Consider the following 21,067-nt stretch of genomic DNA (forward strand, 5'->3'; position numbering starts at 1 on the left):
CGCGGCAGGGGTCCTGCTGACTCCCGTTTCAGACCGGCGGTCCGTTGTATTTCGACTATAACGCACCGCCGGTCTTTTATTCAAGAGACCGCGAGTCTGTACGCTGTGTCGATGACGACATTCCAGCGCGCGCGCTCCGAGGAGCAGCGGGAGGCCCGCCGTGCGGCGATCCTGGAGACCGCCGCCGAGATGCTCGAGACCATGCCGGTCGCCGCACTCACCTTGAACGAACTCGCGCGCCGCGTCGGCCTGGCCAAGTCGAACGTGCTGCGCTACTTCGAGTCGCGCGAAGCGGTCCTGCTCGAACTCCTCGACCGCGCCGAGGGGCGCTGGCTCGCCGCGCTGCCGCCCCGCCTCGACGCGGCGATCCCGCCCGACGCGAGCGCCGCCGACCGCGGCGACCGGCTCGCCGCGGCCCTCGCCGAGTCGCTCGCTGGCGAACGCGTGCTGTGCGACCTGCTCAGCGCCCAGGCCGCCGTGCTCGAACGCAACATCTCCACCGAGGTCGCCCTCGACTACAAGCGCGCCGCCGCACGGCACCGCGCGACCCTGACCGGCCTGCTCCGCCGGCACCTGCCCGAACTCGGCGAGTCCGCCGGATCGCTCTGCCGCCACATCATCCTGGTCACCGGGGCCGTCGCCACCCACGCGGATCCGGCGCCGAGCGTCCTCGCCGCCTACGAAGCCGACCCCGCCGTGGGCGCCATGCGCATCGACTTCACCGACTTCCTCACGACGACCATCGCCACCCTCACGGCGGGCACGCTCGCCCGAGCGGCCCGCCGGTGACCGCTGCCTACGGCTCTGATTAGGACGCTGCGGGGACCGGGGTCTGCTGGTACAGGGCCAGCCGCCACTCCCCTTGCACCAGAACGTACGTCGAGGCCATGAGCGCTTCGAACCGCGACCCGTCGCCCGCCCTCCAGGCTCTGCCGGTGTAGACGAGGGCCGCAGCGTCCGCGCCCAGCGGCACCAGCCGAGGATCGGCGATCTCGTAGCCGTCCCAGGCGGGCGCGTCCCGCAGCGACGCGACGACCGCGGCGCGGTCGAGGGCCTGGCCGTGGGCGAGCACCATGAGGCCCGCTTCGGTCATGGCGGCGCCGTAGAAGCGGCCGCCGGTGCCGTCGCAGAGCGAGGCCCAGCCCTGGTGTTCGAGTGCAAGCAGTGCTTCGATGTCCGTCGCCATGAGCAACCTCCGACCGGTGCCGACAACACCAGGCTATGGGGCCGAGGAACCGGCTGTCCCCCATACCCCTCGATGCGATCGGGCACTGCGCGCGTCGCTCCGCTGCCCGGCAGATCGACGCCCGCGGAGCGCCGTCAGCGGCGCGGGTGGTCGGTGGTGCACCAGACTTCGGCCTCGGCGATGAACGCCGTCGAGGACTGGGCGTCGAGGTCCGTTCGCGGGGCGCCGCGCAGCCGGCGGTCGCCTTCGGTGACCGTCGCGTCGGCGCAGGGGATCCAGACCGTGGAGAGGATCCTCGGGACGCCGCCGAGGTCGTATTCGTCGTTGCGGGTCAGGAACCGCTCGATCGGGCCGGTGACGGCCACCGAGACGTCGTCGGCGGCGGCGAAGAGGCCGTGGTCGAGGTCGAGGTCGAACTCGACCGGTGCGGCCGTCAGTTCCGGCTCGCGCCAGGCGATGCCCGAGCGCACCGTGGTCAGGTGGCGGTTGAACTCGTGGCCGAGCCAGGCGGCCAGCTCCAGGTCGGGACCGATGATCCTGACGGCCTCGGGCGTGCCGAGCACCAGGGCGTGCCCGCTGCCGCGGACCGACCAGTCGACGCGCCAGACCGATGCGAAGGCGGTCGCCCGGTCGCCCTCGAAGAGGGTGGCGCACGGGTTCGCGCCCATCAGAAGGAGGGTCATGCCGCGATCCTAGGCGCAGGCGGCAACGGCGCCGGTTCCGCAGGCGCGGGCGATGCCGTTGGGCCGCAACAGTGGCGCGTGCCTCACGCGGCTCCGGGGCGCGCTCGACCGCGGTTCACTCCCCGGCCTGGGCGAGCTTGTCCCTGACGCGCGCTGCGGCGGGGTGCTGGAGCTCGTCGAGGATGGTCCCGGCCTGGTGCCAGGCGTCGCGGGCCGCGGTCCGGTCGCCGGCCGCGTGGTAGGCGTCGCCGAGGTTGTCGAGGCTCCGGGCGATGTAGAAGTGGTTGCCCGCCAGCCGGGCCTGGCGGACGGCCTCCTGGTAGCTGTCGATCGCTTCGGGGAACTGCCGCAGCCCCTGGTGGGCGTCGCCGATCGTGTCCAGTGCCGCGGATTCCGCGTTGGGGGCCTTCATGGTCCGGAACGCCGCGAGCGCCCGCCGGGCGTGGTCGAGGGCCAGTTCATGCTGCCCCACCTGGATGTAGCAGCATGCCACCGAGTTGAGGGCGTTCGCGTGGGAGCCGGGGTCGCCCAGGCGCTCGTGCAGCTCCAGCGCCCGCAGCGCGTGTTCGAGCGCCTCGGGGTGCCGTCCCTGCTGTTCGCGGAACGCCGACAGGCCCATGGCGACGTGGGCCTCGCCGACCAGGTCGCCGGTGTCGCGGTAGAGCGCCAGGGCGAGGGCGAAGTGCCGGTCGGCCTCCTCGTTGCGCGCGGCCCTGAAGTAGGCGTTGCCGAGCCCGCGGTGCGCCCGCGCCTGCATGAGCGGCTCGCCGAGCCGTTCGCCGGCCTTGAGCGCCGCGTCCATGCAGCGGAGGAGCTGCGCGGTGTTGCTCTGGAGGCCGAAGAACGGGACGAGCACCCACACCAGCTGCCAGGCCTGCCGGTCGAAACCGGCGTCCGACGCCCAGTCCATGATGGACAGGAGTGCGTCCTGCTCGGACGCGATCCAGTTCATGGCCGCGTCGTGGTCCGCGATCTCCTCCAGGCAGACGCCGGGGAGCACGTCCTGCGGCGCCTCGCCGGTCAGCATCGGGTCGATGACGGTCACGGCGGCGTAACCGTTGTGGAGGTAGTGGTCGAGGAGGCGGCGGACGGCCCGGTCGCGGTCGTCCTCGGACTCGTCGGCGGACACGAGCTCGACCGCGTACTCGCGCATCAGGTCGTGCAGGGCGAAGCGCCCCGGCACGGGCTCGGTGACGAGGTTCGCCTGCGTCAGCTCGCAGAGCAGCGTCCCGGCCTCCGGCACCGGGAGGCCGCCGAGGCTCGCCGCGGCGGACGCCGACAGATGCGGTCCCGGATGGAGCCCGAGCAGCCGCAGCATGCGGGCGGCGCCCGGGCTCAGGGCGCGGTACGACCAGGAGAACACCGCTCGCACGTCCGTCAGGTCCGAATCGGTGCCGAAGGCGTCGAGCCCCTCGCGCAGCTGCCCGGCGAGCGCGCTGAGCGAGGCGCTCCGGTCGATCACGGCCCGGGCGGCGGCGATCGCGAGCGCCAGCGGCAGCCGTGCGCTGGCGGCGATGAGGTCGTCGGCCGCCTGCGGCTCGACGGCCAGCCGTTCGGCGCCCAACCGCCGGGCCAGGAGCTCCCGCGCCTCGGCCATGTCGAACAGGTCCAGGTCGACCCGGCTCGCCCCGTCGGTCGCGATGAGGCTCAGCAGCGCGTCCCGGCTGGTGACGACGGTCAGGCACCCGGGGCCGCTCGGCAGCAGCGGCCGCACCTGGTCGGCGCTGTTCGCGTTGTCCAGCACGATGAGGAGCCGCCGGCCGTCGATCGTGGACCTGAACAGCGCGGTCAGCTCGTCGGGCTCGGTGGGGAGGTCCTCGGCGCGCACGCCGAGCGTCCGCAGGAACCGCGCCTGGACGCGGTCCGGCGGCAGCGCCTGCCCCGGGTGGTACCCGCGCAGGTCGGCGAACAGCTGGCCGTCGACGAACTCGTCGGCGACCCGGCGCGCCCAGTGGACCGCCAGCGTGGTCTTCCCGACTCCGGCCGTCCCGGTGACCACTCCGACGACCGGTCCCGAGGAACCGTGCATGACCGTCAGGAGCTCGTCGAGCTCGGCCAGCTCGCGCTTGCGCCCCGAGAAGGCCGCCGCGCTCGCCGGGAGCTGCCGCGGGACCGGCAGGCGCAGCGGCTCGCCGCCGTGGTCATCGTCCTGCCGACCGGCCAGGATCGCGGCGTGGAGCTCGCGTATCGACTCGCTCGGTTCGACGCCGAACTCGTCGCTCAGGCGGCGGCGGAAGCGGTGGTAGACCTCCAGCGCCTCGCCGCGTCGTCCACAGTGGTGCAGCGCCTGCATAAGTTGGCCGCTGAGCCCTTCGCGCAGGGGGTGCCGCGCGGTGAGGTCGACCAGCTCGTCCACCAGCTCGGCGGTGCCGCCGCCGTGAAGGAGGATCTCGATGCGCCGTTCGAGGAGTTGCAGATGCCGTTCGCGCAGACCGGGTGCCGCCTCCCGCTGGAGTGCCTCGGACGGGACGTCCGCCAGGGGCTCGCCCCGCCACAGTTCGAGTGCCGCCGCGACCGCGGCCAGTTCGCGTTCGGCGTCGCCGCCGGCGGCGGCCGCGTCGGCTTCGCGCAGGAGATCCGCGAGGGCGCCGATGTCGGTGGCCTCCGGGGGGACGTCGAGCCGGTACCCGTCGGGGCAAGTCACCACCAGGTCGCCGGCGCCGATCCGGTCGAGCTGCGCCCGCACTCGCACCGCGCACAGCTGGACCGCGCGGCGGGGGTTCTGCGGCAGCTCCTCGCCCCACAGGGCGTCCGCGAACGCCGAGAGCGTCACCTGCCTGCCGGGGTTGAGCACCAGCAGGGCCGTGAAGATGCGCGACCGGGGCGAGGTCAGCTCGAGTTCGGTGCCGCCCGCGGCGATCCGCAGCGGTCCGAGCACCCCGAACGCGACGCCGCCAGGTGGTCCAGTGGCGGTGTTCGCGCTGCTCTCGCGGCCATCGGGGTCCGGCACGCCGCCATTCTAGCCCCGGGCGGCGGTGGCCTCGGCGGCGGTGAAGCCGATCTGAAGCCGGGTTCGCCGATACTGCTCCGCGGAGCCGCGTGGACCCGCCACGGCCCGGCGGGCGGCGACGGCGAAGTCGACCCAGAGATCAAGGAAACCGCATGTCCCTACGTTCCCCGTCCCTACTCGCCCTGAGCGCGCTGCTCGCACTCGCCGGCTGTTCCGGCGGCGGCAGCGGCGAGACCGCATCCGACGCGACGACCGCCGAGGCGACCGCGTCGACGAGCCCGTCCGGACCCGCGTACTCGACCTACGAGGACTACCCGGGCGAGGAGATGGTGTACACCGACGGCCGCGACTCGTACCGCCTGCGCGTCAAGGCGGTCGAGACCGCCTGGCTCACCGAGCTGGCCGGCCGGCCGGCCTCGGTCGGGAGCCACTTCCTGGCGGTCTACGTCGTCGCGACCGGCGAGGCGGCCGACCGCGGCGTGGAGGAGGCATACCTGAACGCCTCCTCGCTCGGCCTGCGCTTCGGGACCGGCGACGACTGCAAGCGCGACGCGATCGGCGCGCGGGACGAGTCGATGGAGGAGATCTGCCACGACAACGCCACCATGACGACCCACCTCGCGGACGTCCCCTACGAGGAATGGGGCACGTACGAGTGGGAGGAGGCCTGGTTCGCCGGGATCCCGCTGGACACGGGCGAGACCGCGGCCGGAGTCGTGGTCTTCACCGTCGCGGACACCTCCGACGCCACCGGTCCGATCGAGCTCTGCGGCGGCGGCGAGTCGGTCCTGATGGACTACGAGAACTGCATCGCGGTTCCCGCGCCGACGGGGGAGCGAGCCTGATGTCGATCCGTTCGATCTCCTTCCTCACCGCCGGCCTCCTCTTGGCGCTCACCGGATGCGGCGGCGACGACACCGGCGCGACCGGGTCGAGCTCGCAGCCGGAGTCCTCGCCGAGCGCGTCCGGGCCGACCTACACCGCGTTCGCCGACTTCCCCGGCGAGGAGCTGCTGTACGTCGAGCAGGGCGTGGTGCCGGTCGGGTTGCGGCTGAAGCCGGTGGACACGGCCTGGCAGACCGAGCTCGCCGGCGAGATCGCCGACGCGGACGCGCACTACCTGGTGATCTACGTGGCGGCGACCGGCGAGGCCGACGACCGCGGCGTGGCCGACGCCTGGCTGAACTACTTCGATTTCCAGCTGGTCTTCCCCGAGGGCGAGATGCCTTGCGCGCCGGCCAGTATCGACGCCTACGGGGCCTGCGTGGCCAACCCGATCACCGAGCTCGAACAGGTCGCCGACGGCGAGTGGCGCGACCACCTGTGGACCAGCGCCGACAGCTCGGTGACCGTCGACCTCCCGGCCGGCGGCACCATGATCGGCGCCTTGGCCTTCCAGATCCTTTCCGACGCCGAACTGCCGGGCGACCTCCAGTTCTGCGCCCGGGGCCGCGACGTGTACACCACGGACAACTGCATCGCGGTCGCGGCGCCGGAGGAGCCGCGGGGCTGAGAGGCGCGCGAGGGGCGGGGCAGGTCCGGCCCCGCCCCTCGCGGCCGCTCGAACGCGGCGGACGGGCGATCCCGGAATCCGATATGGACCGCGGTGGCGTCCAGCGCCGACGCCGAGGCCGTCTGATCGCAGTCGCTGTCGACCGCTTACAGGCTCGTCCCCCTGGTATAGGCCGAGCACCTGCGGATCCAGGCGAACGTTCCGGCCGCCTCCAAGCGGAACGCCCGGACCGCGGCGGTGACGGCGACGCCGCCGGGTGACACCGCCGCGATCGTCACGTCGCCGACCGCGGGTTCGAGGACGCCGGTGACCGCCAGCTGCGAGAGGTCGCCGAGACCGAGGTCGATCTGGACCGTGTTCGCCTCGCGGGCGGCCCACTTCGCGGGCGGATGCTCGGGGTACTCGGCCAGGTCGAAGCGGAGGCGGATCATGCGGCCGTCCTCGATGACGACTTCGCGGATCTCGACGCGGTCCAGGTTCGGCGCCCGGCCCCCGAACACCTTGAGGACGCCCTCGCTGAGGTCGACATGGTCAGTCCACTGCACCGCAGCATTATCGCCTCCCCCGGCAAGCGGAATCCGGGGCCGTTTGGACGAGTGGGCCTGAGCGGGTAGAAAAGACCCATGCATGCCGACGACACGCCCGCCAAGCAGATCATCGCGTTCACCGGCCTCCCCGGGACGGGGAAGTCGACCCTCGCCGAACGCCTCGCCCGCACCCTCCAGACGCCCGCGTTCGCCGGCGACTGGATGCTCGGTGCGCTCACGCCGTACCGCATCCTCGGCGGCCTCGACCGCGACGCCTACATCTCCCTCCACGACCACCTGCTGGCGACGCTCGTCCTCCGCCAGCTCCTGCTCGACCAGTCCGCCATCACCGACGGCATTCTGACCGATGCGACCGCTAAGCGGTGGCAGGAGCTCGCCGACGAGCACGGCGCGCGCCTGCGCGTCGTCGAGTGCGTGTGCAGCGACGTCGAGGTGCACCGCTCGCGGGTCGAGGGCCGCGTCCGCGGCATCCCCGGCTGGCACGAGATCGACTGGGCGCACGTCGAGCGGATGCGCGAGGAGTTCCCCTCGATCACCGTCGAACGCCTCCAGGTCGACGCGGTCGACCCGATCGAGGCCAACCTCCAGGCGGTGCTCGACTACCTCGCCTGAGACCGCGGCCGCGGCGAGGTCCGGCCGCGTCAGAGCGCGGCGGCGGTCTCGGCGTCGGTCTCGTCGTCCTTCGGTTCGCGGCCGTACAGCCACGGCTGGACGGCCGCGGCGAGGAGGCCGCCGACGAGCGGCGCGGCGATGAACACCCACACGTGCTCGAGCGGCGCGCCGCCCGCGAACAGGGCCGGGCCGAGCGAGCGGGCCGGGTTGACCGAGGTGCCGGTGAGCGGGATGCCGACCAGGTGGATGATCGCGAGCACCAGGCCGATGGCGGCGCCGGCGACGGGCGTGGCGTTCTTCTTGCTGGTGACGGCCAGGACCGTGAAGACGAGCAGGAACGTCAGCAGCGCTTCGATGACGATCGCGCCGGTGAGGTTCACGGTGGCGCCGTAGTCGTTGGCGCCGAGGGCGCCGGTCTGGTCGGTGACGTCGCCCGCGGTGGTCATGAACTTGATGAGCGCCGCGCCGGCGATGCCGCCGACGAACTGGGCGATCCAGTAGCCGACCGCGGTCCCGATGTCGACGCGGCCGGTCACCAGTGCGCCGAGCGTGACCGCGGGGTTGACGTGGCAGCCCGAGATGGGGCCGATCGCGTAGGCCAGGGCGAACAGGACGAGGCCGAAGGCGAACGCGACGCCGGTGAAGCCGATCCCCTCGATGCCGTACACGGCCGCGCCCACGGCGAAGAACACCAGGCAGAAGGTCCCGACCAGCTCGGCCCAGATCGCGCGCATCACGTCCCCCTCGAACGACCGTCACATCCGTGTGATCCACAGAGGATCGCAGGGCCGACCGTGCTGTGCGGGTGTTTCGGCCATTTTCAGCCGATGGACGGGTCGGTCAGGTGCGGTCCGCGCGGCGTCCCGATCGGGCCGCCGCGAGCAGCGCGGCGCCGACCAGCAGCGCCGCGGCCGCGGCGGCCGCGGGGGACGGCAGGTCCGCGCCGGTCACGGGGAGCAGCGGCCGGGCCGCGCCGGTGCCCTGTGGCAGGGCATCGTCGCCGCCGTCGTCACCGGGCGCCGGGGTGTCCCCCGGCGGATCGGGGCACAGGCCGGTGTCGCGGACGACGAAGTCCTGCCCGGTGATCGGCGCCTGGTCGGCGGACTCGACCTCGATGGTCCGCGTCAGGGCCTGCTCCGTCTGCTCGGGCGGGGTGGCCGTGATGGTGTGCTCGCCGATCTCGGCGCGGTCGAACAGGTAGCGGCCTTCGGAGTCGGTCGTGGTCGCGACCTCGGTGCCGTCGGCGGCGGTGAGGGTCACGGGGACGCCGCCGAGCGGGATGCCGCACTCGGTGGCGACGCTGCCGCCGACCGCGACGGGCTCGATGTCGCGGACGGTGAAGTCCACCGCGGACGGGCAGGTCGACAGGTCGGTGGTGGTGCGGCGCGCGCCTTCGACGATCATGCCGTCCGGGGCGATGACCTCCAGGTCGTACTCGGTTCCCATGGTGTAGGCGGGGAACGCGTACGCGCCGGTCGCGTCGGTCTGGGCCGACTCGAGCTTGGCGCCCGCGGCGTCGAAGAGGTTGACGGTCGCCCCGGCCACGCCGGCACCGGTGTTCTCGTCCGTCACGGTGCCGGTGAGGTCGCAGGCCATGGAGGCGAACCAGGTCTGGTAGACCGGGAAGCCCGAGCGGCGGGTGAAGACGAACGTGAGCTCCGACAGCGGCACGGTCGGCTCGAACCAGGCCGAGGCGCCGGACCGGTCGGCCGCGTCGGCGCGGCCGGTGAGCGTCATCGCCGACGCGTCCCAGGTCGGCGACTCGTCGTCCACGTTGGAGCACGACGGTCCGCCGGGGGCCTCGCTGGAGCAGTAGTTGAACGCGCCCTGGAACCCGATCTCGGCGGCGGTGACGGCGTCGCCGTCGACGTCCTCCGCCTCGATCCGCACCGCGTCGGCGTCGATGTCGCCGAGCACGAACGCGAAGAACCCCACCGGGGTCGGGCCGTCGAACCGGTACGTCGTGGTCGACGGCGACGCGGCGTTGTCCGCTGCGGGCCGGAGGTTCAGGTACGGCTCGCCGCGGCTCGACCCGTATTTCGCGCCGACCGGCGTGCCCTCGGACAGCCAGGTGCTCGACCCGGAGATCTCGCCGACGCCGCTGCCGCTGCGCGAATCGGTGGTGAACGACGCCTGGAGTCCCGGCGCGGTCCCGATCGTCACCGCGCCCGTGTACGCCCCGGACGACCCGCCCCAGTCGCTCCAGTCGGCCCACGCGCCGGCGGACGTCTGCGCCTGCGCGGCCGCGGGAGGCGCCTGGCCGAGGGCGAGCGCGACGAGCATGAACACGGTGACGGTCAGTCCTCTTGCGAACACAGTCGGGAAGCCTATCGGCTGCGCGCCCGATCGTCGGGCAGTTCGCCGCGCGAGTCGCGGACCGAGGGGTTCGCCTCCGCTCGGGATCGCGGACGGCGGCCCGTTCCGGGGGTTCTCACGCCTCGGCGTCCTCCCCGGGGACGGCGGGGCTCGGCCGGACGGCGTTCGCCGCGGGGTCCGCGTCGACCTGGCGTTCGGTCCCCGAGTCGAGGATCGTGTTCCGCCTGGACTCCGGGTCGACCAGGACGGTGGTGACGGCGAGGCGCGCCGCGGCGTCGGTCGAGAGTAGGGCGTCGACCTGCGCCGCGTACGCGGAGGCGCCCGCCTCGCCGCGGGCCTGCATCGACACGACGTGGTTGGCGGCGACGTAGTTCCGCTCCCCCGCCTTGAGGCGGATGACGACGGGCGCCGCGCCCGCGGGGCGGACCCTGGCGGGGTCGACGATCGCGGAGAAGTGGTTCCCGATGACGGAGTTGCCGCTGCCGCTGACGGCGAGCAGCCCGAAGTCGTCGTCCAGGCCGTTGTCGACGCCGAAGAAGGGGGCCCAGGGTTCGTGGTCGCGCAGGAAGTGGTTCGAGCCGATCAGGTTCTCCGAGCTCGCCTCCAGCACGACCATCCCGGGGTAGAAGGAGTGGAGCCGGTTGCCGGTGACGCTCGACCTCGTGACGCCGTCGAGGCGGATGCTGCTCGCGCCGCGGGGGAAGACGTTGTTCGCGGTGATCAGGAGTCCGCCGTGGTGCTCCGCGTAGATCGAGTGGCCGTTGCAGCCGGCCCCGATCAGGTTGTCGGTGATCTTGGAGGCCTGGCCCCAGCCGCGCAGTTCGATGCAGCTGCCGCATTCGGCGATGAAGTTGTCGTGGATCGAGAGCGCGTCGGCGTTGTGGACGGTGAGCGCGTGCTCGAGGTAGACGAAGCCCATGCCGTTGACGCGGAAGGAGTCGTTGGCGTCCGCGACGTAGATGCCGGTCTTGCCGTTGACGTAGGTGTTCTCCGGGTGGAGGCCCGAGCCGTCCGAGGCGAAGTGGAGTCCGTCGATGCAGAAGTCCGCGAACTCGACCGAGCTGATCCGCGGGTGGCCGCTTCGCGCGACGAGGAAGGCCGCGCCCGCGCGCTCGTCGTCTCCCGGGGGCAGGTCGACGAGGACGCGGCTGCCGCCGGGCCAGAGTTCGTGCAGGTCCGGCCATTCGTCCTCGGGCACGTTGAAGCGGATGCTCGACGAGGTGAAGCCGTGGCCGGCGCCCTCGATCCGCAGGAAGCTGAGGTCGATGAGGACCTGCGTGCGGAGGCGGTAGTCGCCGGGCGGCAGGTGGATCACCGCGCCGGGCTTGCCGCCGTCGCGGGCGTCGGCGTCCTTCTGGCGGCTCTTGATGTCGGCGATGATGCTGTTGAGCACCTCGCCGACGTCCTCGGCCGCGTCGCCGACGGGCCACTGCGTGACGTCGTAGTGGTTGGCGGGCATGGCGGTCCGCGTTCGCGCCGGTGCCTCGGACGGGGCGGTCCAGTCGACGGTGAGCCGGCCGTCGACCCATCGGACCGGTCGCGGGTCGGTGATCTCGCCGATCCAGTTCCCGTGGCCGTCCTCGTTGCGGAACGCCAGGAAGCGCCACTCCCCCGCCCGGTCCTGCACCAGGCGGCCGACGTAGAGGCGCTCGTCGGTGATGCGGTACGCCTCCTCCAGTCGGAACGGCCCGGTCGGGGCGTCGATGGGGAAGGCCCACACGCCGCCCGCGGGGTCGCGGTCGCGGCGGCCCTGGGCGAGTTCGGGGCCGAGGCAGGAGAACAGGCCGACCGGGGTGCCGTCGACGACGGCGGTCTGGACCACTTCGACGTGCCCGAAGCCGGCGCCCGGCTCGGACAGCGGGGGCCGGACGGTCCAGTGGACGAGGTCCGGGGAGGTCGCGTGCCCGATCACGCCCCGGTCGTCGGGCGCGCCGCGGTTCGCGCGCGCGGTGGTCAGCATGTGCCAGCCGTCCTCGGCGCGGAACACCCACGGGTCGCGCCACGCCTGGTCCGGCCACTGCCGGGTCGCGGCCGTCTCGTACCAGCGGGGGTCCGGTTCGAGCACCTGCCGCTCGGGCTCGCGGCGCCAGGTGAAGAGGTCGTCGGAGACGACCGAGCTGATCCGCTGCGCGAGCCCGTCCTCGGCGCGGCTGACCGCCGTGTAGAACATCCGCCACCGGCCGTCGTCGCCGCGGACGACGGAGCCCGTCCAGGTCGCGAGGTCGTCGAAGGCGGGGGCGTCGTCGGGGATCACGGCGTCGGCGTGCTCGGTCCAGGTCGTCAGGTCGGTGGAGGTGGCGTGTCCGATCGAGGCGCGCCAGTGCCGCCGGTCGGGGTCGAGGAGCGCCCGGGGCGCCTTGAGGAAGTACAGGTGGTAGCGGTCGCCGTCGTCGGCGATCCAGAAGTCCCACACCCACGATGCGGCGAGTCGGAGCATGTCAGGCCTTTCGGGGTTCTCGGGGGGCGGCGACGGAGCCGCGGGTGACCAGGGGGCAGTGGAGGCGGGTCGGGCCGTCGGGGAGGCGCTTGTGGTCGGCGTCCCCGCTGAGCAGGTGCACGAGCATCTCGACGGCCCACTCGCCCATCTCGTAGTGCGGCAGCGCCACCGTGGTGAGGCCGGGGAAGAGGTTCGCGGCGATGAGCTCCTGGTTGTCGAAGCCCACGATGGACAGGTCGCGCGGGATGTCGAGGCCGAGCTCGGCCGCGGCCTGGTAGGCGCCCATCGCCATCCGGTCGTTGTAGCAGAACAGGGCGGTCGGCCGGTCGTCCCCGGCGAGGACCTCCCGGGCGAGCGCGTGGCCGGGCCGGGTCTCGGAGGGCGCCTGGAGGATCAGCCGGTCCTCGGCCACAATGCCGTGCCGGTGCAGCACCTGCTTGTAGCCGACGAGGCGCTCGTGGGTGGCGGGCACGTCGTCGACGTTGTTGAGGAAGCCGATGCGCCGGTGGCCGGCCTCGACGAGGTGGGTGACGGCGGCGACCGCGCCGCCCACCTCGTCGGGGACGACCGCCGGGAGGAGGCCGTCCCGGTCGGTCGCGTCGATCAGCACCGCCGGCACGTCCCGCAGGTTCGCGGGCACGGACACCTCGCGGTGGTACATCGTGGCGTAGAGGACGGCCTCGACCTGCCGGTCGATGAGCGTCTGGACGTCGTCCCGGTGCGAGCCGCCGCTGGATTCGCGCTCGGCGTTGACGATGACGAGGGTCAGGTCGTGGGCGCGCGCCGCGTCCTGCGCGCCGAGGATGATCCGGCCCGCGTGCGGGGTCGTCGCGATCTCCTCGCTCAGCAGCCCGATCAGCCCGGACCGGTTGGTGCGCAGGGCGCGCGCCGCCCGGTTGGGACCGTAGCCGAGCTGGGCCGCCGCCGCGCGGACCCGCGCGCGGGTCTCCGCGGAGACGCGGGTCTGCGGCGTGTCGTTGAGGACGTGCGACACCGTGGTGATGGAGACGCCGGCCAGCCGGGCCACGTCTCGGATGCCCACTCCGTTCACCGCCATTGCCGTCTCCTGTCTGCTCGCATCCGGTTGCCTCCGTTCATCCTTTCACCGCGCCGAGGGTCAGGCCCGCGACGATGTGGCGCTGGAGCGTGAGGGTGAGCAGGATGACCGGGATCGAGTAGACGGCGGCGAGCGCCGTCATCGCGCCCCAGTCGAGCCCGAACTGCGTCTGGAAGTTCGCGATCACGATGGGGGTCGTCTGCGCGCGCACCGAGGTGAGCAGCAGGGCGAACAGGAACTCGTTCCACGAGGCGAGGAACGTGAAGATCGCCGTCACCGCCAGGCCGCCGGAGACCACCGGCAGGACGACCCTCCACAGTGCTCCGATCCGGGAGGCGCCGTCCATCTTGGCGGCCTCCTCGATCTCGTCGGGGACGGCCTCGAAGAAGCTCGCCATGAGCCAGATCGAGAGCGGCAGCGAGATCGTCGTGTGGGCGATCGCGAGCGCGAAGGAGGTGTCGTTGATCCCCAAGGCGCGCATGGTCTCCACGAGCGGGGCGCCGACCGCGATCGTCGGCACCATCCGGGTGACGAGCGCCGCGAGCACGAACACCCGCCCGCTGGGGGTGCGGTACCTGGTGACCGCGTAGGCCGCCGGCACCGCGAGGACGAGCGAGATCAGCGTGCTGAGCACGGCGGTCATGACGCTGTTGACGAGCGCCGGGACGACGCCCTCCTTCGAGAGGGCCGCCGTGTAGTTCTCCAGCGTCCAGACGTCCGGGACGACCGACGGGGGCACGGCGATCGCCTCGCTCGGGGGCTTGAAGGAGGTGAGCAGGAGGTAGGCGAACGGGAAGCCGTACAGCACCAGGATCACGGCGAGGAGGACGAGGAGGATCGCCTTCGTCGATCGGCGGCGGGTCTCGATGCCGTTCATCGGGCCTCCCCCGGCCGCCAGATCGCGGCGACGGCGACGGACGCGACGAGGAGCATCCCGATCAGGTAGATCGTGCCCATCGCGCTCGCGAGGCCGATGTCGCCGTAGCGGGTCATGGTGCGGTAGATGAGCAGGCTGAGCGTGGTCGTGCTCTCCTGCGGGCCGCCGTTGGTCTGGATGAGGATGATGTCGAACGCGCGGGCCGCGTCGATGCCGCGGACGATGAGCGCGACGGCCATCACCGGGCGCAGCAGCGGGAGGATCACCCGGAACAGCATCGTGGGGAAGCGCGCGCCGTCGATGCGGGCGGCCTCCAGGATCTCGCCGGGGATGGTCTGGAGGCCGGCGAAGAGTACGAGGGTGATGAACGACGTCGTCAGCCAGACGTCCGGGAGGGCGACGGCGAACAGCGCGATCGCCGGGTCGCTCAGCCAGCCGACCTGGTCCGCGCTCTGGAGGACGCCGGCCCGGACGAGGAGCTCGTTGACGATCCCGAAGTTGTCGATGAGCAGGAAGCGCCACAGCAGCCCGGCCACGACGGGCGCGATCATGAGCGGGTACATGAAGATCGTGCGGAACACCGTCGAGCGCCGGCCGAGCGCGGCGAAGATCAGCGCGACGGCGAGTCCGAGCGCGAACTCGAGCACCACGACGACGACCGTGTAGACGACGGTGCGGGCGGACGCGCCCTGGAACGACGCCGAGGCGAACGCGTCGATGAAGTTCTGGAGGCCGACCGGGGTGCGGGGCCCGCCCGCGATCGGCGAGATGTCGTAGAAGGCGTTCGAGACGAACCGGACGAGCGGCCAGAGCACGAAGGCCGCGAGGAAGAGGGCTGCCGGCGCCATGAGCAGCAGGGCGAACCGGCGATCGGTGACACGCACAGTGGATGGTCCTTCTGGTCGGTGGGGCGGCCGGCGGCTGCGGTGCCGCCGGCCGCCGGGCGGCTAGCGGAGGATCGCCTCGATCTGCGCTTCCGCCTCCTTCAGCAGGGCGGCGTTGTCCGCCCCCGGTTCGACGGCCTTCTGGAGCATGGGCGTGAGCACGGTGTCGACGATCTCCTGCCACTGCGGCGTCGCCGGGCGGGCGCGGGTGGCCGGGGCGTTGAGCGTCTCGAGGAGGGCGGGGTAGTGCTCCCTGCCGGCGACGTCGGCCTGCGACTCGAACGCCGAGACGCGCGCGGCCAGGCCCAGCGAGGTGTCGATCGAGAGCTCGTTGTGCTCGTAGGCGAAGGCGATGAAGTCCTTCGCGAGCTCCTGCTTCGCGCCCGCCGCGGGCACCGAGAGGTACCAGGCGCCGGGGACGCCCGCGACGCCGCCGTCGCCCGCGATCATGGGGGCGACGCCGATCCGGCCGGCGACGGGCGAGTCGTCGGGGGTCTGGGTGTAGGCGTGGCCCCAGAACCGCATCATGGCGAGCTGGCCCTGGTAGAAGAGGTTCTGCGCTCCGGCCCAGTCCAGCTGCGCCGCTCCGGCGGGGGCGTACGGCAGGAGGCTCGTGTAGTAGTCGAGGGCCGCCAGGTGCTCGGCGTCGTCGATGGTGACCTCGCCGCGCTCCGGGTCGAGGACCATGTGCTCCTCGCCGGTCTGGGAGACGGTGGCGAGCCACTCGGTCTCGACGGCGCCCTTGACGTCGGTGCCGTAGAGGTCGGTCTGGCCGTCGCCGTCGGTGTCGCGCGTGAAGAACTCCGCGGCGTCGCGGTACTGCTCCCAGGTCGTGGGCGGCGCGAGCGGGTAGCCGTACCTCGCCTCGAAGTCGGCCTGGTGCTGCGGGTCCTCGAACAGGTCGGTGCGGTAGTAGAGGATCTCGGCGTTGGTGAAGATCGGCATGCCGACGTACGCGCCGCCGACCTGCGCCTCGGACACGAGGCCCGGGAACAGGTCGGCCTTCACGTCGTCGGTGAACAGGTCGTCGAGGGGGGCGACGCCGTCGGCGAACGCGCTCAACCAGATCGCGTCGAGCGCGGCGACGTCGAAGGAGACGCTGCCCGAGCCGAGCTCGGTCTGGACGCGGTCGTAGAGGCCGTCGTAGGGAAGTTCGACGAGGGTGACGGCGGTTCCCGTCTCCTGCTCGTAGAGGTCGGCGATCGGCTCCAGTTCCGCCAGTCCGCCGCCCTCCACGACGACGGTGAGCTCGTCCGCGGCGGGGTCGCCGCCGGCGCCGCAGCCGGAGAGCGCGAGCGCGGCCGCCGTCGCGGCGGCGAGTGCGGCGGCCGGGACACGACCGCGGGTCCTGCGAAGCGTCATGACTTCGACTCCATTCTTGTAGCAGCTCTGCTACGCGTGAGGGGTCACCGTCGGGGCCGGTGACAAAACGTTTTGACAAAACGTCTTGGCACGAGTGTGCGACCCCGGCTCGGCGGCTGTCAATGCCAAACACTGAAAAAATCCCGCCAAAATCGTTTGGCGCATTGACCTGCCCGAACGGGCGGTCCTAGCATCGGTCAGCACGGTGCCAAATCCATTTGGCCCCAGCCCTTCGACGGAGACGGAGCACCATGAGCCCCTCCCCCGCCGGCGCCGGCCGCCGGACCCTCCTCCTCGCCGCCGGCGCCGCCGCGGTCCTCGCGGGACTCGGCGCGCCCCGGCCCGCCCGCGCCGAACCGCCGGCGGCCCCCGCGCAGGAGGCCGCAGCCGAGGACCGGCCGCACCGCACCCTCCTCGGCGTCATCTGACCCGCCCACCCACGCACAGCATCGACCTCGACGAAGCGGGAGACCACCATGCCCTCGACCATCTACGACGTGACCACCTGGACCATCCCCGGCAGCCCCGGCACGACCGCGTACACCGACATCGGCGCCGTCGTGAACAGCATCATCGCCGACATCAAGGCGAACCAGCCGAATCAGGCGTCGAAACCGGGCGCCGTCGTCTACATCCCGCCGGGCGACTACTCGCTGAAGACCCGCATCGTCATCGACGTCAGCTACCTCCAGATCAAGGGGTCCGGCCACGGGTTCACCTCGTCGAGCATCCGCTACAACAGCGGCGACACCTCCGGCTGGTGGGAGATCTGGCCGGGCGGCAGCCGCATCAAGGTCGAGAACACCGACGGGAAGTCGGAGGCGATCCTCATCGACCGGGGCGGGTCGCCGCGCCTGAGCTCGATCGAACTGGTCGACTTCTGCCTCGACGGCCTCTCGTTCACCCCGAACCAGAACAGCTACCGCAACGGCAAGATCGGCGTGCGCTCCACAAGCGACACCGACTCGCTCCGCATCACCGGCCTGGGCCTGGTCTACCTCGAACGCGGCGTCGTGCTCACCGGCGTCGACGCGTTGCAGCTCAACGGCAACTTCATCGCCGAGTGCGGCAGCTGCGTCGAACTCGTGGGCTCGGGGCAGGCCACGATGGTCAACGACAACCACTTCGGCGCCGGGCCGGCGGGCTTCTCGCTCTTCGCCGAGGGGCACTTCGGGCTCCTCGTGTCGGGCAACAACGTCTTCCCGCGCGGCAAGAGCTCGGTGCACCTGAAGAACTGCAACGACAGCACCGTCTCGGCCAACCGGCTCCACTCGTTCTCGTCCGGCATGGTGACCCTCGAAGGCGACTGCCGCAACAACCTCGTCGGCGCGAACCACTTCCTGCGCAACCGCGAGTCGTTCGGGCCGTTCCAGGGCGTGCCGCTGACGACCGACGACCTGTTCGGCCTGGTCCACATCAACGGCAGCGGCAACACCGTCACGGGCAACCACTTCACCTACGACGTGCCCTCCGCCTCCATCACCCCGTCCGGGGCGGTGCCCACGCTCGTCCTGGTGAAGTCCGGCAGCGGCAACTACCTGGCGATGAACCACCACGTCGCGAACGTCGGCGTCCGCTCGGCCGTCCTCGACGGCAGCACCACGAACACGAAGGTCCTCGACTCCGGAACCGCCGCCGAATTCCAGGCCCTCGGAGCGGCCACCTACGGCTTCCGCGCGACGCCGTGATCCGCGAAGGGCTCCGTCTCGATTCCGGCCGGCCGGAGGCGGTCAGGTGCGGCGGGGAGACTCAGGCGAGGTCTGCGGCGACCCGCAGCGCGTCCGCCACCTGCTCGGGACGGCAGCGGCGGAGCCCTTCCTCCAAGGCTACCCATTCCCAGCGGTCGTGCTCGGGGTCCACGAGCTCCACCGGTGTGCCCCAGGGGACGTCCAGGAGGAACCTGGCCCACTCCCCCGCCTCGCCCGGGAACGGGCGGAGCGTCGCCCCGAACGCGGCGACGTCCGGCCCGGCCTCCTCGGACAGCTCGCGCCGCGCCGCCTGGCCGACCCCCTCGCCGGGCAGGCGGGCCCCGGCCGGCGGCGTCCACGCCCAGTCGCCCTCGTAATCCGGGCCCTGATGGGCCCGGTGCAGGAGGAGGTACCGCGTTCCGTCGGGCGAAGCCGCGCGGACCACCACCGTGACGCCGAACGGCGGCTCCTGACTGATCGGCAGGCCGTCATGGGTGGTCTGGAGTTCCGCAGGGGATTCGGCGATGTCGTCGGCGACCATGGCGATCATCCTCGCGGAGAACCGGTCCCGCCGTCAAGCGGGGGGTCGGGCGGCGGTGAGCGCCTTGATCAGCGGGCCGATGTCGGTGCCCGAGGGGAAGTCGCTGACCTGGCCGTCGCCGACCTCGATGACGCGCCAGACGCCGTCGGAGCGGCGCGCGAGGTCGGTCGTGACGAACCGGCACCCGAGCGCCGCCACGGCGCGGTCGAGGCCGGTGAGGTCGGGGCTGACGCGGACCTGCGGCGTGTCGGGATGGGCGGTGGTCTGGACCGGTTCGCCGTCGAGCCACCACACCCGGGCCTGCCGGGTCGCGCCCGTCGCGGCGGCGAAGTCCTCGAACGCGCGCAGGACCACGCCGCCGTACAGGTCGGCGCCTTGCAGTTCCATGAACCGGTTGACCACGCGCAGGCGCTGCTCGGTGTCGCCCAGGTCGGGGATGTGGCAGGCGGTGTCCCAGGCGTCCTTGCGGGACTTCACGAAGTCCTTGACGATCGCCGCCTCCGCACCGAGCTCGGCGGCGGCCCGGGCCAGCCAGTCCTCGACCGCGGCGAGGTCGGCGGTGTGGACGCTCGCGGGGGTGTGCCCGGCGAAGACCGGATACCAGCCGGGGAGCTCGTGCGCCCGGGCGTAGGCGCTCGCGGTGGTGAGGAGGAGGCAGCCGCGGTCGGCAAGCGCCGCTTCGAGATCGGCGTACCGGGAGGCGGTGAGCATCCAGCCGCGGTACCACGCCGGCCCGAGGCCGGCGGGGACGCGCCGCACCGCGTCCTCGACGTCGCCGCGCACGAGGGCGTCGTGGTCGATGACGGCGACGGTCGCGGCGTGCTCGCCGTCCCTGGCGAAGTGGGGATCGGGCCGCCGCGACCGGGCGGACGCGAGCGGGTCGGAGCACAGCAGCAGCGCGGTCACGGGAGCCTCCTCGAACTCGGATCCCATGATGACCGGCGCCCGCTCGGAGCCGGACCCGGGCGGCGAAGCGGTCGTGGCATGTGATCGCGCGGTCGGCCCAGGCCGCGGCGCCGGAGGTGGGGACAGCCCCACCGCGGCACTGGGGCGGCCAGGGCGGGCGGATGTCGGGTTGGCAGGATGGCGCGCGACCGGGGTGCGCCCTGAAACTCGTTGTGACAGTTGGATTCTGCGAGAACCCTTCCTTCCCGATGAGACACAGGCGGCGATTGTGGCCCACCCACCCAGAGACGATTCCGACACCGTCCTCCTGCCGCGAGGCGGTCCCAACGGCCCGAGTGCGCCGCGCTCGGCGACCCCGCCCGCTCAGGCCCGGAGGGTGCTCGCGCCCGATCTGGCCCGCGGGTTCATGCTGCTGCTCATCGCCGTGGCCTACGCCCCGGTCTACACGACCAGCGGTGAAGCCGGCGGGTACGGCCGGCGTCCCGGCGGCTCGTTCCTCGATCAGGTCGTGAGCTTCGCGTCGACCCTGGTGGTGGAGAACCGGGCCTTCCCCATGTTCGGCGTGCTGTTCGGCTACGGCCTCGTCATGCTGGTCGAAGGCGGCCGCCGCAAGGGGCTGAGCGAGCAGGAGAGCCGCGGCGTCCTGCGCCGGCGCAGCCTGTGGCTGCTGGTGTTCGGCACCGTCCACACCCTGCTGGCCTACACCGGCGAGATCCTGGCGGCGTACGGCGTGGCCGGCCTGACCATCGGCCTGCTCGTCTTCAAGCCGCACCTCAGGCTCGGCAGGGTCCTGGCGATCCTCGCCCCGTGCTACCTCGTCGCCTCGGCGATCATGATGACCGTCCTGGTCAACGACGACGGCACGCTGGTCCAACCCGGTTACGCGACAGGCGAGGACTGGGTCCTGCGGCTGATCGGCGTCGTCGCCGGGCCGATCGGCAACACGCTGCTGTTCCCGATGTTCGTCTTCGTGGTCATCGGCATCTGGGCCGCGCGCAAGCGCCTGCTCGACCGGCCCGCCGACAACGTGCCGCTGCTCAAGCGCCTGGCCCTCGTCGGCATCTCGGTGTCGGTGGCAGGAGCGCTGCCCCTGGCGCTGGCCGGAGCCGGCGCGTTCGCGACCGGCGACCTCGCCTACGGCGTCCTGAACATGATCCAGGAGCTCACCGGCGTCTTCGCGGGCATCGGCTACGCGGCCCTGTTCGGTCTGCTGGGCCTGCGCCTCGCGGGCCGCGAGGGCCCGGGCACCCGCCTGCTGGCCGCCGCCGGGCAGCGTTCGCTCAGCGTCTACCTGTTCATCTCGCTGGCGATCGCCCTGGTGATGAACCACGACCTCATCGGCGTCGGCGACGCGGTCGGCAAGGCCGGTGCGGTCGGGGTAGCGGTGGCGATCTGGGCCGTCGCCGTCCTGGCGGCCCGCGTGCTCGACGCCGAAGGCAGGCAGGGCCCCGCCGAGGTCCTCCTCCGCCGCCTCGTCTACAGGGGAGCGCGCCGCTGAGGCGATCGA

At 72.3% G+C, this 21,067-nt stretch carries 20 protein-coding genes and 1 pseudogene; 7 read left to right on the forward strand and 14 right to left on the reverse strand.

Annotation, left to right across the window (positions count from 1 at the left end):
- The first annotated feature begins 111 nt into the window (after positions 1–111).
- On the forward strand, positions 112–789 hold the full coding sequence (locus tag EIW28_RS00530) for a TetR family transcriptional regulator (RefSeq protein WP_125245781.1): 678 nt from the start codon (positions 112–114) through the stop codon (positions 787–789).
- A gap of 19 nt (positions 790–808) precedes the next feature.
- Here the strand turns inward: EIW28_RS00530 and EIW28_RS00535 are convergent, their stop codons facing one another.
- The 3 genes from EIW28_RS00535 to EIW28_RS00545 all read right to left on the reverse strand — a co-directional run bounded on the left by EIW28_RS00535 (position 809) and on the right by EIW28_RS00545 (position 4,819).
- Entirely contained in the window at positions 809–1,186 is a 378-nt protein-coding gene (locus EIW28_RS00535) for a nuclear transport factor 2 family protein (protein ID WP_125245782.1), read from the reverse strand.
- A gap of 134 nt (positions 1,187–1,320) precedes the next feature.
- Positions 1,321–1,869, reverse strand: coding sequence for a hypothetical protein (locus tag EIW28_RS00540; RefSeq protein WP_125245783.1), 549 nt, complete (start codon positions 1,867–1,869; stop codon positions 1,321–1,323).
- A 115-nt stretch (positions 1,870–1,984) separates the two neighbouring features.
- Positions 1,985–4,819: an AfsR/SARP family transcriptional regulator gene (locus tag EIW28_RS00545; RefSeq protein WP_125245784.1), complete on the reverse strand. Its 2,835-nt coding sequence runs from the start codon at positions 4,817–4,819 to the stop codon at positions 1,985–1,987.
- 152 nt (positions 4,820–4,971) lie between these two features.
- Here EIW28_RS00545 and EIW28_RS00550 point away from each other — a divergent pair, with 152 nt between their 5' ends.
- Together EIW28_RS00550 and EIW28_RS00555 are read left to right on the forward strand one after the other, a co-directional pair.
- Positions 4,972–5,664: a hypothetical protein gene (locus tag EIW28_RS00550; protein WP_125245785.1), complete on the forward strand. Its 693-nt coding sequence runs from the start codon at positions 4,972–4,974 to the stop codon at positions 5,662–5,664.
- Positions 5,664–6,332, forward strand: coding sequence for a hypothetical protein (locus tag EIW28_RS00555; RefSeq protein ID WP_125245786.1), 669 nt, complete (start codon positions 5,664–5,666; stop codon positions 6,330–6,332). Before EIW28_RS00550 ends, EIW28_RS00555 begins: the two co-directional genes overlap by 1 nt.
- A 146-nt stretch (positions 6,333–6,478) precedes the next feature.
- On the opposite strand, the gene EIW28_RS00560 is transcribed toward EIW28_RS00555, so the two are convergent.
- Complete coding sequence (locus EIW28_RS00560; RefSeq protein ID WP_158630233.1) at positions 6,479–6,877, reverse strand: Imm50 family immunity protein; 399 nt, start codon at positions 6,875–6,877, stop codon at positions 6,479–6,481.
- A gap of 78 nt (positions 6,878–6,955) precedes the next feature.
- On the opposite strand from EIW28_RS00560, the gene EIW28_RS00565 reads away from it, so the two are divergent.
- Positions 6,956–7,492 (forward strand): AAA family ATPase, encoded by a 537-nt coding sequence (locus EIW28_RS00565; protein WP_125245788.1) that lies wholly within the window; start codon positions 6,956–6,958, stop codon positions 7,490–7,492.
- Between the two features lie 29 nt (positions 7,493–7,521).
- Here the strand turns inward: EIW28_RS00565 and EIW28_RS00570 are convergent, their stop codons facing one another.
- The 8 genes and pseudogenes from EIW28_RS00570 to EIW28_RS00605 form a co-directional block, all read right to left on the reverse strand.
- On the reverse strand, positions 7,522–8,226 hold the full coding sequence (locus EIW28_RS00570) for an MIP/aquaporin family protein (RefSeq protein WP_125245789.1): 705 nt from the start codon (positions 8,224–8,226) through the stop codon (positions 7,522–7,524).
- A 106-nt stretch (positions 8,227–8,332) separates the two neighbouring features.
- Entirely contained in the window at positions 8,333–9,808 is a 1,476-nt protein-coding gene (locus EIW28_RS00575; RefSeq protein ID WP_125245790.1) for an MSCRAMM family protein, read from the reverse strand.
- A 115-nt stretch (positions 9,809–9,923) separates the two neighbouring features.
- Complete coding sequence (locus EIW28_RS25555) at positions 9,924–11,267, reverse strand: NosD domain-containing protein (protein ID WP_125246669.1); 1,344 nt, start codon at positions 11,265–11,267, stop codon at positions 9,924–9,926.
- A 342-nt stretch (positions 11,268–11,609) separates the two neighbouring features.
- Positions 11,610–12,245 (reverse strand): annotated as a pseudogene (locus EIW28_RS25560) (glycosyl hydrolase family 32); the annotation flags it as partial.
- Position 12,246: 1 nt separating this feature from the next.
- Positions 12,247–13,302, reverse strand: a complete 1,056-nt coding sequence (locus EIW28_RS00590; RefSeq protein WP_187350550.1) for a LacI family DNA-binding transcriptional regulator — start codon at positions 13,300–13,302, stop codon at positions 12,247–12,249.
- Positions 13,303–13,339: 37 nt separating this feature from the next.
- Positions 13,340–14,179 carry a carbohydrate ABC transporter permease gene (locus tag EIW28_RS00595; protein ID WP_125245791.1) on the reverse strand — a complete coding sequence of 280 codons (840 nt, stop codon included), beginning with the start codon at positions 14,177–14,179 and terminating at the stop codon, positions 13,340–13,342.
- Positions 14,176–15,063, reverse strand: a complete 888-nt coding sequence (locus EIW28_RS00600) for a carbohydrate ABC transporter permease (protein ID WP_125245792.1) — start codon at positions 15,061–15,063, stop codon at positions 14,176–14,178. Before EIW28_RS00600 ends, EIW28_RS00595 begins: the two co-directional genes overlap by 4 nt.
- A 63-nt stretch (positions 15,064–15,126) precedes the next feature.
- On the reverse strand, positions 15,127–16,425 hold the full coding sequence (locus EIW28_RS00605) for an ABC transporter substrate-binding protein (RefSeq protein ID WP_125245793.1): 1,299 nt from the start codon (positions 16,423–16,425) through the stop codon (positions 15,127–15,129).
- A gap of 251 nt (positions 16,426–16,676) precedes the next feature.
- Between EIW28_RS00605 and EIW28_RS24035 the strand changes: the two genes are divergently transcribed.
- Both EIW28_RS24035 and EIW28_RS00610 read left to right on the forward strand, forming a co-directional pair.
- Positions 16,677–16,853, forward strand: a complete 177-nt coding sequence (locus EIW28_RS24035; protein WP_158630234.1) for a hypothetical protein — start codon at positions 16,677–16,679, stop codon at positions 16,851–16,853.
- Positions 16,854–16,901: 48 nt separating this feature from the next.
- Positions 16,902–18,113 (forward strand): NosD domain-containing protein, encoded by a 1,212-nt coding sequence (locus EIW28_RS00610; RefSeq protein ID WP_125245794.1) that lies wholly within the window; start codon positions 16,902–16,904, stop codon positions 18,111–18,113.
- A 61-nt stretch (positions 18,114–18,174) separates the two neighbouring features.
- Here EIW28_RS00610 and EIW28_RS00615 read toward each other — a convergent pair whose 3' ends face one another.
- The gene (locus EIW28_RS00615) at positions 18,175–18,654 is read right to left on the reverse strand and encodes an NUDIX domain-containing protein (protein WP_158630235.1); all 480 of its coding nucleotides are present in this window, start codon (positions 18,652–18,654) and stop codon (positions 18,175–18,177) included.
- A 33-nt stretch (positions 18,655–18,687) separates the two neighbouring features.
- Positions 18,688–19,587, reverse strand: coding sequence for an ATP-grasp domain-containing protein (locus EIW28_RS00620; protein ID WP_125245796.1), 900 nt, complete (start codon positions 19,585–19,587; stop codon positions 18,688–18,690).
- A 349-nt stretch (positions 19,588–19,936) separates the two neighbouring features.
- On the opposite strand from EIW28_RS00620, the gene EIW28_RS00625 reads away from it, so the two are divergent.
- Positions 19,937–21,058 (forward strand): DUF418 domain-containing protein, encoded by a 1,122-nt coding sequence (locus EIW28_RS00625; protein ID WP_232013754.1) that lies wholly within the window; start codon positions 19,937–19,939, stop codon positions 21,056–21,058.
- Positions 21,059–21,067 lie beyond the last annotated feature (9 nt).

The sequence above is a fragment of the Glycomyces terrestris genome, assembly GCF_003933745.1.
Classification (GTDB): Bacteria; Actinomycetota; Actinomycetes; order Mycobacteriales; family Micromonosporaceae; genus Glycomyces; species Glycomyces terrestris.